The organism is Xenorhabdus santafensis (assembly GCF_033949405.1).
GTDB lineage: Bacteria > Pseudomonadota > Gammaproteobacteria > Enterobacterales > Enterobacteriaceae > Xenorhabdus > Xenorhabdus santafensis.
Map to the genome: position 1 here is coordinate 1 of NZ_VCDN01000023.1, position 12,933 is coordinate 12,933.

Here is a 12,933-nt window from a genome sequence, read left to right on the forward strand (position 1 = left end):
AGGTCTGCGCTTCGCAATCCGCGAAGGTGGCCGTACTGTTGGTGCTGGTGTTGTTGCTAAAGTGATCGCATAATTTTTTAATGTGTTCATTTTGGAAGGGCATCGACAGATGCCCTTTTTATACGTTGTTTTAAGACATTGTTTTTAAGGTATTGTTTTTAAGATATTGTCTTAAGTAATCCCCTTAAGATTAAAAGAACAGTTGTCTTAGTAAGAACCTATCTCATCAATGGTTGCTCATTAATAGCAACTTGATAGCAAGATAATTTGCTATTTAGTGACTATTCTTAATTATTGGTGAGATAGGCTCTGATACAACGGATGGGCTTAAATATCATTAAGATAAAAAGTCCTACTGAATTATGGCGCCGAGTCAGATACAATTACAATTATCTTTGGGTTCGGTCTGATTTGTTTTGCTCTTGCGAGGCAAGCTGGCTATCTATTTACATCATAGTTACTTACATATAGTTACAGGTTGGTTTATGAGTGCGAATAGCGATGCTCAAGAAAGCGGGCGTGGTCTTGATATAGCGAAATGGCTAGTGGTAGCAGTGCTGCTGGTGGTTGCTATTGTGGGTAATTATTATTACCGAGAGTATAACCTGCCTCTGCGCGCGATAGCTGTCGTTGCTATTGTTGCCTTTGCAGGAGCAGTTGCATTGTGGACTGCAAAAGGTAAAGCTGCATTAGCTTTTGCCCGCGAAGCCCGCATTGAAATGCGTAAAGTCATTTGGCCAACTCGCCAGGAAGCGTTGCACACAACATTGATTGTTGCGGCTGTAACAGCTGTCATGTCTCTGATTTTGTGGGGATTGGATGGTATTCTGGTGCGTTTAGTTTCATTTATTACAGGCCTGAGGTTTTAAAAAATGTCTGAATCCCCAAAAAAGCGTTGGTATGTCATACAGGCATTTTCTGGGTTTGAAGGTCGTGTTGCTCAATCTCTGCGTGAACATATCAAACTACAAGATATGGAAGAATCTTTCGGTGAAGTGATGGTGCCGACAGAAGAAGTGGTTGAGATCCGCAGTGGCCAGCGCCGCAAAAGCGAACGCAAATTCTTCCCGGGTTATGTCTTAGTACAGATGGTAATGAACGATGATACCTGGCATCTGGTTCGCAACATACCTCGCGTAATGGGTTTTATTGGCGGCACGTCTGACCGCCCAGCACCAATTAGCGATAAAGAAGTTGATGCGATTATGAATCGTCTTCAGCAAGTTGGTGATAAACCACGGCCAAAAACTCTGTTCGAACCAGGCGAAATGGTTCGCGTCAGCGATGGTCCGTTTGCAGACTTTAATGGCATAGTCGAAGAAGTTGACTATGAAAAGAGCCGCTTAAAAGTTTCGGTCTCTATCTTTGGCCGTGCTACACCAGTCGAACTGGATTTCAGTCAGGTAGAGAAATCCTGATTTGATGTTTAAGTAGGCGAGATGCTTGCAGAAGGTGTGAAATTAGAATACAATTTCGCGCCTTTTGTTTTTTATCTAGGCATTATTTAGGTAATGTCAGCTAGGTAAAACTCAGATAAATGTTTTAAGTGGTCTGGTCTTTAAGACGGGGCCTAAGTCGTCAGGGGAGCCTCATTTTTGAGGCGATAATACCCATATAGAGGAAATTTAAATGGCTAAGAAAGTACAAGCCTACGTTAAGCTGCAAGTTGCAGCTGGCATGGCTAACCCAAGCCCACCAGTTGGTCCAGCTCTGGGTCAGCAAGGTGTTAACATCATGGAATTCTGTAAAGCGTTCAATGCTAAAACTGAAAGCATTGAAAAAGGCCTGCCAATTCCAGTTGTTATCACTGTTTATGCAGACCGTTCTTTCACTTTCGTTACCAAAACTCCACCTGCAGCAGTTCTGCTGAAGAAAGCAGCTGGCGTTAAGTCTGGTTCTGGTAAACCAAACAAAGACAAAGTTGGTAAAGTGACCAGCGCTCAGATCCGTGAGATTGCTGAAACTAAAGCTGCGGACATGACTGGTGCTGACGTTGACGCGATGATGCGTTCAATCGAAGGTACTGCTCGTTCCATGGGCCTGGTAGTGGAGGGTTAATCAATGGCTAAACTGACTAAGCGCATGCGCACTATCCGTGAAAAAGTTGATGCAACTAAACAGTATGACATCAACGAAGCCGTTGCTCTGCTGAAAGAACTGGCTACTGCTAAGTTCGTAGAAAGCGTTGACGTAGCTGTTAACCTGGGCATCGATGCTCGTAAATCTGACCAAAACGTTCGTGGTGCAACTGTTCTGCCACACGGTACTGGTCGTTCAGTACGTGTTGCTGTATTTACTCAGGGTGCAAACGCTGAAGCGGCTAAAGCTGCTGGCGCTGAACTGGTAGGTATGGAAGATCTGGCTGAACAGATTAAGAAAGGCGAGATGGATTTCGACGTAGTTATCGCATCTCCAGATGCAATGCGCGTTGTTGGCCAACTGGGCCAAATCCTGGGCCCACGTGGTCTGATGCCAAACCCGAAAGTTGGTACTGTAACTCCTAACGTTGCTGAAGCTGTACAAAACGCTAAAGCAGGTCAGGTTCGTTACCGTAACGACAAGAACGGTATCATCCACACCACTATCGGTAAAGTTGACTTCGACGCTGACAAACTGAAAGAAAACCTGGAAGCTCTGCTGGTTGCGCTGAAAAAAGCAAAACCATCTTCTGCTAAAGGCGTTTACGTTAAGAAAGTTAGCCTGTCTACTACCATGGGTGCAGGTGTAGCGATCGACCAGTCTGGTCTGAACGCAGTAGCTTAATAATTTAAGCTGAATAAAGCTTTACCTGAGCGTCAGATTTGTCTAAAATCTGACGCTTCGAATTTGCCTGATAGTGTGTTCAATGATACACACCCTTTGAAAAATAAGGCCATCGGCAAATCACAAGTTTTCGGTTGGAGCTTGGCCTTATCCAAGCCCCGTCCAAGACCGCAGGCGTAAGTACGTAGAAATTACTTACTTAATATCCTGCGTAGACGGTGACAGAGCCAAATGAAATTTATTTTCTGGATTCTGCTCACCGTGTTTTAGCGCTCAGGCACATCCTGTGCTTTGAGTGAAGTGAGTTCCGGGTTTTCCCGGTTAATCCAGGAGCAAGAAGCTAATGGCACTAAATCTTCAAGACAAACAAGCGATTGTTGCTGAAGTCAGCGAAGTAGCCAAAGGCGCGCTGTCTGCGGTTGTTGCGGATTCTCGTGGCGTTACCGTAGATAAAATGACTGAACTGCGCAAAGCATGCCGTGAAGCTGGCGTTAACGTACGCGTTGTACGTAACACCCTGCTGCGCCGTGCTGTTGAAGGTACCGATTACGAGTGCCTGAAAGAAGCGTTTGTTGGTCCAACCTTGATTGCTTTCTCTTCTGAACATCCGGGCGCAGCAGCTCGTCTGTTCAAAGATTTCGCTAAAGCGAACCCAGCATTCGAGATTAAAGCAGCAGCCTTTGAAGGTGAGTTCATCCCAGGATCTAACATCGATCGCCTGGCGACACTCCCAACTTACGAAGAAGCGATCGCACGCTTGATGGCAACCATGAAAGAAGCCTCTGCAGGCAAACTGGTTCGCACTCTGGCTGCGCTACGCGATCAGAAAGAAGCAGCTTAATTGCTTATTTCCTTCGTTGCTTTTTAACGTATAAACTTTTTCTGAATTTTAGGAACACTTGTTATGTCTATCACTAAAGAACAAATTCTGGACGCAGTTGCAGAAATGTCTGTAATGGACGTTGTTGAACTGATCAGCATGATGGAAGAAAAATTCGGCGTTTCTGCTGCTGCAGCTGTTGCTGTAGTTGGTGGTGCTGCTGAAGCAGTTGAAGAAAAAACTGAATTCGACGTTATCCTGACTGGCGCTGGCGCTAACAAAGTTGCTGTAATCAAAGCAGTACGTGGCGCAACTGGCCTGGGTCTGAAAGAAGCTAAAGACCTGGTTGAAAGCGCACCAGCAGCACTGAAAGAAGGCATCAGCAAAGACGACGCTGAAGCTCTGAAAAAATCTCTGGAAGAAGCTGGTGCTTCTGTTGAGATCAAGTAAGATCAGTCTGAAGTTCGCAGCCTGATACTTTAAGGCTGGCGGCTGGCGATTATTTAATCGCCAGCCTTTTTGCGCTGTAAGGATATTGTTTGCTAAGGTGGTATTCAACACCTTGTTTTAACAGCATTATTCTACAGGCATTAAATCGGGGATTAGTAGCATTTCACACTGTTTAGCTGCTAATTAGCCCAGAATACTCCTTCCTATTGACGACTTAATATACTGCGTTCTCAGCTACGATCCACTCGGATAGCTCGGTAGTCAGGTAACGCAATGAAATGATTTAAGAGTAATAGCAATGAGTATTACGGAAAATAATCTATTTTCTGTTCGAAAAAAATAGTGTTGCCGAGTGCTGTCCTTAAGGGCGGACAGAGTGGGTCACTTATCAGCGAGCTGAGGAACCCTATGGTTTACTCCTATACCGAGAAAAAACGTATTCGTAAGGATTTTGGTAAACGTCCACAAGTTTTGGATGTTCCATATCTTCTTTCTATCCAACTTGACTCGTTCGATAAATTTATCGAGCAAGATCCTGAAGGCCAAAATGGACTTGAAGCGGCCTTCCGTTCTGTGTTCCCAATTCAGAGCTATAGCGGCAGTTCCGAGCTGCAATATGTAAGCTACCGTCTTGGCGAGCCAGTTTTTGATGTTCAAGAGTGTCAGATCCGTGGTGTAACTTACTCCGCGCCACTGCGCGTTAAGCTGCGTCTGGTGGTCTATGAGCGCGAAGCGCCAGAAGGCACAGTCAAAGACATCAAAGAGCAAGAAGTCTACATGGGTGAAATTCCACTCATGACTGGTAACGGAACTTTCGTTATCAACGGTACTGAGCGCGTTATCGTATCTCAGTTACATCGTAGCCCAGGCGTTTTCTTTGACAGCGATAAGGGTAAAACCCATTCATCCGGTAAGGTACTGTATAATGCACGTATCATCCCTTACCGTGGTTCATGGTTGGATTTCGAGTTTGATCCAAAAGATAACTTGTTTGTACGTATCGACCGCCGCCGTAAGCTGCCGGCTTCGATTATTTTGCGTGCAATGGATTACACAACTGAAGACATCCTGAACCTGTTCTTCAACAAAACCATTTTCGAAATTCGCGACAATAAATTGCAGATGACTCTGGTTCCAGAACGTCTGCGTGGCGAGACAGCTTCATTTGATATCGAAGCGAACGGAAAGGTCTATGTTGAAAAAGGCCGCCGTATCACTGCTCGCCATATTCGCCAGCTAGAAAAAGATCAGGTAAATCTCATCGAAGTACCTGTTGAATATATTGCTGGTAAAGTTGTAGCGAAAGATTACATTGACCAGAACACAGGTGAAATTATCTGTGCTGCGAACATGGAACTCTCTTTGGATCTGCTGGCACGTCTGAGCCAGTCTGGTCACAAATCTATCGAGACCCTGTTTACCAATGATCTGGATCACGGTGCATACATCTCCGAAACGCTGCGTGTAGACCCAACTAATGATCGCTTGAGCGCATTGGTTGAAATCTATCGCATGATGCGTCCTGGTGAGCCACCAACACGCGAAGCCGCAGAAAACCTGTTTGAGAACCTGTTCTTCTCTGAAGATCGCTATGATCTGTCTGCGGTTGGTCGTATGAAATTCAACCGTTCACTGGATCGTGACGAAGTTGAAGGTTCCGGTATCCTGAGCAAAGAAGACATCATTGATGTAATGAAAAAGCTCATTGATATCCGTAACGGTAAAGGTGAAGTCGATGATATCGACCACTTGGGCAACCGTCGTATCCGTTCCGTTGGTGAAATGGCTGAAAACCAGTTCCGTGTTGGCCTGGTGCGCGTAGAACGTGCAGTAAAAGAGCGTCTGTCTCTGGGTGATCTGGATACCCTGATGCCACAGGACATGATCAACGCCAAACCAATTTCTGCGGCAGTGAAAGAGTTCTTTGGCTCAAGCCAGCTGTCTCAGTTCATGGATCAGAACAACCCACTGTCTGAAATTACCCACAAACGCCGTATCTCTGCGTTGGGCCCAGGTGGTTTGACCCGTGAACGCGCAGGCTTCGAAGTGCGAGACGTACACCCGACTCACTACGGTCGCGTATGTCCAATCGAAACGCCTGAAGGTCCAAACATCGGTCTGATTAACTCATTGTCCGTTTATGCGCGTACCAATGAGTATGGTTTCCTTGAAACACCTTACCGTTTAGTTCGTGATGGCGTAGTGACTGATGAAATCCACTACCTGTCTGCTATCGAAGAAGGTAACTACGTTATCGCGCAGGCTAACACCGTATTGGATGAAGAAGGCCACTTCGTTGAAGAGCTGGTCACTTGCCGTCATTACGATGAATCCAGCTTGTTCAACCGTGATCAAGTTCAGTACATGGACGTTTCGACACAGCAGATCGTGTCCGTCGGTGCTTCCTTGATCCCATTCCTTGAACACGATGACGCCAACCGTGCATTGATGGGTGCAAACATGCAACGTCAGGCGGTTCCAACATTGCGTGCAGACAAGCCGCTGGTCGGAACAGGTATGGAACGTGCGGTAGCGGTTGACTCCGGTGTAACCTCTGTTGCTAAACGTGGTGGTGTTGTTCAGTATGTCGACGCATCTCGTATCGTTATCAAGGTCAACGAAGATGAAATGTACGCTGGCGAAGCGGGCATTGATATCTATAACCTGACCAAATATACCCGTTCTAACCAGAACACTTGTATCAACCAGATGCCATGTGTTTCTTTGGGCGAACAAGTAGAACACAATGACGTATTGGCTGATGGTCCATCCACCGATTTGGGTGAATTGGCACTGGGTCAGAACATGCGCGTGGCATTCATGCCATGGAATGGTTATAACTTCGAAGACTCCATCCTCGTATCTGAGCGTGTTGTTCAGGAAGACCGTTTCACCACTATTCACATTCAAGAACTGGCTTGTGTGTCCCGTGACACCAAACTGGGGCCTGAAGAGATCACTGCTGACATCCCTAACGTGGGTGAAGCAGCGCTGTCTAAACTGGACGAATCCGGTATCGTTTATATCGGTGCGGAAGTGAAAGGTGGCGATATTCTGGTTGGTAAAGTGACACCAAAAGGTGAAACTCAATTAACACCAGAAGAAAAACTGCTGCGTGCGATCTTCGGTGAGAAAGCGTCTGATGTTAAAGACTCTTCTCTGCGCGTACCAAACGGTGTTTCTGGTACCGTTATCGACGTACAGGTCTTTACCCGTGATGGCGTAGAAAAAGACAAACGCGCGCTGGAAATCGAAGAAATGCAACTGCGTCAGGCGAAAAAAGACCTGACAGAAGAACTGCAAATTTTCGAAGCTGGCCTGTTTGCCCGTATTCACTCCGTACTGGTTGCTGGCGGCATTGAAGCTGAAAAACTCAGCAAACTGCCTCGTGAGCGTTGGTTGGAGCTGGGCCTGGCTGATGAAGAAAAACAAAATCAGCTGGAGCAGTTGGCAGAACAGTATGACGAACTGAAAACAGAGTTCGAGAAAAAACTGGATGCCAAACGTCGTAAGATCACACAGGGCGATGATTTGGCACCTGGCGTGCTGAAAATTGTCAAAGTGTATCTGGCTGTGAAACGTCAGATCCAGCCTGGTGACAAGATGGCAGGTCGTCACGGTAACAAGGGTGTTATCTCCAAAATCAACCCGGTCGAAGACATGCCTTACGATGAAAACGGGACTCCTGTCGACATCGTACTGAACCCGCTGGGCGTACCATCACGTATGAACATCGGTCAGATCTTGGAAACTCACTTGGGTATGGCGGCAAAAGGGATTGGTGACAAAATCAATGCTATGCTGAAACAGCAGCAAGAAGTTGCCAAACTGCGTGAATTTATCCAGAAAGCTTACGATCTGGGTGATGACACTCGCCAGCAAGTGGATCTGAACACTTTCACTGACGATGAAGTGATGCGTCTGGCAGAAAACCTGAAAAAAGGTATGCCAATCGCGACACCAGTCTTTGATGGTGCGAAAGAAACCGAAATCAAAGAACTGCTGAAACTGGGTGGCTTGCCGACTTCTGGTCAGATCACACTGTTTGATGGCCGTACTGGTGAACAATTCGAGCGTCAAGTAACCGTTGGTTACATGTACATGCTGAAATTGAACCACTTGGTTGATGACAAGATGCACGCCCGTTCTACCGGTTCTTACAGCCTGGTTACTCAGCAGCCGCTGGGTGGTAAGGCTCAGTTCGGTGGTCAGCGCTTCGGTGAGATGGAAGTGTGGGCATTGGAGGCATACGGTGCTGCGTATACCCTGCAAGAAATGCTCACCGTTAAATCCGACGATGTTAACGGTCGTACCAAGATGTATAAAAACATCGTGGATGGTAACCACCAGATGGAACCAGGCATGCCGGAATCTTTCAACGTATTGCTGAAAGAAATCCGCTCGCTGGGTATCAACATCGAGCTGGAAGACGAATAAATCGTTTTCCCGCTGGTACTGTCCGGCATGAAAATGTCGGGCAGCTTACCAGCCAGTGGTTGCACTGGTCCCAGTGGTTATACTGGTTATAGAGGGGAGCGGCATGGGCCGCTCACCTAACAGGTCTAACTCCGACAGGAGCCATTTCGTGAAAGACTTATTGAAGTTTCTGAAAGCCCAAACTAAGACCGAAGAGTTTGATGCGATCAAAATTGCTCTGGCCTCTCCAGATATGATCCGTTCGTGGTCATTCGGGGAAGTAAAAAAGCCGGAAACCATTAACTACCGTACGTTCAAGCCTGAGCGTGACGGTCTTTTCTGTGCGCGTATTTTCGGGCCAGTAAAAGATTACGAATGCTTGTGTGGTAAATACAAGCGTTTAAAACACCGTGGTGTGATTTGTGAGAAGTGTGGCGTTGAAGTAACCCAGACTAAAGTTCGTCGTGAACGTATGGGGCACATCGAGCTGGCATCTCCTACCGCTCACATCTGGTTCCTGAAATCTTTGCCATCCCGCATCGGTTTGCTGCTGGACATGCCTCTGCGTGACATTGAGCGTGTACTGTACTTTGAATCCTATGTGGTTGTTGAAGGCGGCATGACCAGCCTTGAGCGTAGCCAAATCCTGACTGAAGAGCAGTATCTGGATGCGCTGGAAGAATTCGGTGACGAATTTGACGCAAAAATGGGCGCAGAAGCGATCCAGGCCTTGCTGAAAAATATGGATCTGGAAAACGAATGTGAAACTTTGCGTGAAGAGTTGAATGAAACTAACTCAGAAACCAAGCGCAAGAAGCTGACCAAGCGTATTAAATTGCTGGAAGCTTTCATTCAGTCTGGTAACAAGCCAGAGTGGATGGTTCTGACCGTTCTGCCAGTTCTGCCACCAGACCTGCGTCCATTGGTTCCATTGGATGGTGGTCGTTTTGCAACTTCAGACTTGAACGATTTGTATCGTCGCGTTATCAACCGTAACAATCGTCTGAAACGCCTGCTGGATCTGGCTGCGCCAGATATCATCGTACGTAACGAAAAACGTATGTTGCAGGAAGCGGTTGATGCGTTGTTGGATAACGGCCGTCGCGGTCGTGCAATTACCGGTTCCAATAAACGTCCTCTGAAATCCTTGGCAGACATGATCAAGGGTAAACAAGGTCGTTTCCGTCAGAACCTGCTGGGTAAACGTGTTGACTACTCCGGCCGTTCTGTAATTACCGTAGGTCCATACCTGCGTCTGCATCAGTGTGGTCTTCCTAAGAAGATGGCACTGGAGCTGTTCAAGCCATTCATTTACGGCAAGCTGGAACTGCGTGGTCTGGCGACTACCATCAAAGCAGCCAAGAAAATGGTTGAGCGTGAAGAATCAGTCGTATGGGATATCCTGGATGAAGTAATCCGTGAGCACCCGGTTCTGCTGAACCGTGCACCAACTCTTCACCGTTTGGGTATTCAGGCATTCGAACCTGTTCTGATCGAAGGTAAAGCTATTCAGTTGCACCCATTGGTGTGTGCGGCATATAACGCCGACTTCGATGGTGACCAGATGGCTGTTCACGTACCGCTGACGCTGGAAGCCCAGCTGGAAGCTCGTGCGTTGATGATGTCTACCAACAACATCCTGTCTCCAGCGAGCGGTGAACCAATCATCGTTCCATCTCAGGACGTTGTATTGGGTCTGTACTACATGACTCGTGACTGTGTTAACGCGAAAGGCGAAGGCATGGTTCTGAGCGGGCCTAAAGAAGCAGAGCGTGTTTATCGCGCAGGTCTGGCTTCTCTGCACGCTCGCGTTAAAGTTCGTATCACTGAAGAAGTGAGAGATGGCGAAGGTAATGTCACTGTTAATACAGGTTTGGTTGATACCACTGTAGGCCGTGCCATCCTGTGGATGATCGTACCAAGAGGTCTGCCATACTCACTGATTAACCAGGCGCTGGGTAAAAAAGCAATCTCCAAAATGCTGAATACCTGTTATCGCGTACTGGGTCTGAAACCAACTGTTATCTTAGCTGACCAGACCATGTATACCGGTTTTGCTTACGCTGCCCGTTCAGGGGTATCCGTAGGTATCGACGACATGGTAATTCCTGAGAAGAAAGAAGGCATCATCGCGGAAGCGGAAGCGGAAGTGGCCGAAATTCAGGAACAGTTCCAGTCAGGTCTGGTAACTGCTGGCGAACGCTATAACAAAGTTATCGATATCTGGGCTGCGGCGAACGAACGTGTTGCTAAAGCGATGATGGAAAACCTGTCTACTGAAACTGTTATTAACCGTAACGGTGAAGAAGAACAGCAAGTTTCTTTCAACAACATCTTTATGATGGCGGACTCCGGTGCTCGTGGTTCTGCTGCTCAGATCCGTCAGTTGGCGGGTATGCGTGGTCTGATGGCGACTCCAGACGGTTCGATCATCGAAACCCCAATCACAGCGAACTTCCGTGAAGGTCTGAACGTACTCCAGTACTTCATCTCAACCCACGGTGCTCGTAAAGGTCTTGCGGATACCGCATTGAAAACGGCAAACTCCGGTTACCTGACCCGTCGTCTGGTTGACGTTGCCCAAGACTTGGTTGTGACTGAAGATGACTGTGGTACTCACGACGGTATCCTGATGACTCCGGTTATCGAAGGTGGAGACGTTAAAGAGCCACTGCGTGAGCGCGTACTGGGTCGTGTAACTGCTGAAGATGTTCTGAAGCCAGGTACAGCGGACATTCTGGTTTCACGTAACACTCTGCTGAACGAAAAATGGTGTGATCTGTTAGAAGAAAACTCCGTCGACAGCGTGAAAGTACGTTCCGTAGTAAGTTGTGAAACTGACTTCGGTGTTTGTGCTAAGTGTTATGGTCGTGACCTTGCTCGTGGTCATATCATCAACAAAGGTGAAGCTGTTGGTGTTATCGCGGCACAGTCAATCGGTGAGCCGGGTACACAGCTGACGATGCGTACGTTCCACATCGGTGGTGCGGCATCTCGTGCGGCAGCAGAATCCAGCATTCAGGTACGTAACAAAGGTCAGTTGAAACTGTCCAACGCGAAATTCGTTACAAACTCAGCGGGTAAACTGGTTATTACTTCCCGTAATACCGAATTGCGCCTGATTGACGATTTCGGTCGTACCAAAGAAAGCTATAAAGTGCCTTACGGCTCGGTATTGTCGAAAGGTGATGGTGAAGCAGTTACTGGCGGTGAAACCGTTGCGAACTGGGATCCACATACCATGCCAGTCGTGAGTGAAGTCTCCGGTATTATTCAGTTCTATGACATGGTTGATGGCCAGACCATTACTCGTCAGACGGACGAATTGACTGGTTTGTCTTCACTGGTGGTTCTGGACAGCGCGGAGCGTACTGGTAGCGGTAAAGACCTGCGTCCAGCACTGCGTATCGTTGATGCCCAAGGCAATGACGTCCTGATCCCAGGAACGGATATGCCTGCCCAGTACTTCCTGCCGGGTAAAGCCATTGTTCAGTTGGAAGATGGTGTTTCTATCTCCGCGGGTGACACGTTGGCACGTATTCCTCAGGAATCTGGCGGTACTAAAGATATCACCGGTGGTCTGCCACGCGTTGCAGACCTGTTCGAAGCTCGCCGTCCGAAAGAGCCTGCTATCCTGGCAGAAATCAGCGGTATCGTTTCCTTCGGTAAAGAAACCAAAGGTAAACGCCGTCTGGTAATCAGCCCACTGGATGGTGGTGATGCTTACGAAGAGATGATCCCTAAATGGCGTCAGCTCAACGTGTTCGAAGGTGAGGTTGTTGAACGTGGTGACGTGATCTCCGATGGCCCAGAATCTCCACATGATATTCTGCGTCTGCGTGGTGTTCACGCGGTAGCCCGTTACATTACCAACGAAGTACAGGAAGTTTACCGTCTGCAAGGCGTTAAGATTAACGATAAACACATCGAAGTTATCGTTCGTCAGATGCTGCGTAAAGCGACTATCGCGAACGCCGGTAGCTCCGAATTCCTCGAAGGCGAGCAGGTTGAATACGCGCGTGTTAAAGTCGCGAACCGTAAGCTGGAGTTGGATGGTAAAGTACCAGCGACTTTCCACCGTGACCTGCTGGGTATCACCAAGGCATCACTGGCAACAGAATCCTTCATCTCTGCGGCGTCGTTCCAGGAAACAACTCGCGTACTGACTGAAGCGGCTGTTGCAGGTAAACGTGATGAATTGCGTGGCCTGAAAGAGAACGTTATTGTTGGTCGTCTGATCCCTGCGGGTACAGGTTATGCTTACCATCAGGATCGCATCCGCCGTCGTCACGAAAATGAAGTGGTTGAAGCACCACAAGTTAGCGTTGATGAAGCGACTGCAAACCTTGCTGAGTTGTTGAATGCTGGTTTCGGTAGCAGCAGCGATAATGAATAAGACTGAGATGAGTAGCATTCCGTATTACGGATAGCTAATCGTGGAATGCCCTCTCTTCGGAGAGGGCATTTTTTTTGGATGGAACATT

9 protein-coding genes are annotated in these 12,933 nt (G+C 47.6%); all 9 read left to right on the forward strand.

Annotated elements, in window-relative coordinates; all coding sequences use genetic code 11:
- A partial coding sequence (locus tag FE392_RS07175; protein ID WP_131818057.1) for an EF-Tu C-terminal domain-related protein occupies positions 1 to 73 on the forward strand: 73 nt, incomplete at its 5' end.
- Between the two features lie 412 nt (positions 74 to 485).
- The gene (gene secE / locus FE392_RS07180; protein ID WP_319929550.1) at positions 486 to 869 is read left to right on the forward strand and encodes a preprotein translocase subunit SecE; all 384 of its coding nucleotides are present in this window, start codon (positions 486 to 488) and stop codon (positions 867 to 869) included.
- A gap of 3 nt (positions 870 to 872) precedes the next feature.
- Positions 873 to 1,418, forward strand: a complete 546-nt coding sequence (nusG, locus tag FE392_RS07185; protein WP_319929551.1) for a transcription termination/antitermination protein NusG — start codon at positions 873 to 875, stop codon at positions 1,416 to 1,418.
- Between the two features lie 211 nt (positions 1,419 to 1,629).
- Positions 1,630 to 2,058 (forward strand): 50S ribosomal protein L11, encoded by a 429-nt coding sequence (rplK, locus tag FE392_RS07190; RefSeq protein WP_038237931.1) that lies wholly within the window; start codon positions 1,630 to 1,632, stop codon positions 2,056 to 2,058.
- Between the two features lie 3 nt (positions 2,059 to 2,061).
- Positions 2,062 to 2,763, forward strand: a complete 702-nt coding sequence (gene rplA / locus FE392_RS07195; RefSeq protein ID WP_319929552.1) for a 50S ribosomal protein L1 — start codon at positions 2,062 to 2,064, stop codon at positions 2,761 to 2,763.
- Positions 2,764 to 3,106: 343 nt separating this feature from the next.
- Positions 3,107 to 3,604: a 50S ribosomal protein L10 gene (gene rplJ / locus FE392_RS07200; protein WP_319929553.1), complete on the forward strand. Its 498-nt coding sequence runs from the start codon at positions 3,107 to 3,109 to the stop codon at positions 3,602 to 3,604.
- Positions 3,605 to 3,667: 63 nt separating this feature from the next.
- Positions 3,668 to 4,033, forward strand: a complete 366-nt coding sequence (gene rplL, locus FE392_RS07205) for a 50S ribosomal protein L7/L12 (RefSeq protein WP_045972989.1) — start codon at positions 3,668 to 3,670, stop codon at positions 4,031 to 4,033.
- Between the two features lie 408 nt (positions 4,034 to 4,441).
- Entirely contained in the window at positions 4,442 to 8,470 is a 4,029-nt protein-coding gene (gene rpoB / locus FE392_RS07210; protein ID WP_319929554.1) for a DNA-directed RNA polymerase subunit beta, read from the forward strand.
- 148 nt (positions 8,471 to 8,618) lie between these two features.
- Positions 8,619 to 12,845: a DNA-directed RNA polymerase subunit beta' gene (gene rpoC, locus FE392_RS07215; RefSeq protein ID WP_319929555.1), complete on the forward strand. Its 4,227-nt coding sequence runs from the start codon at positions 8,619 to 8,621 to the stop codon at positions 12,843 to 12,845.
- Positions 12,846 to 12,933: the final 88 nt, after the last annotated feature.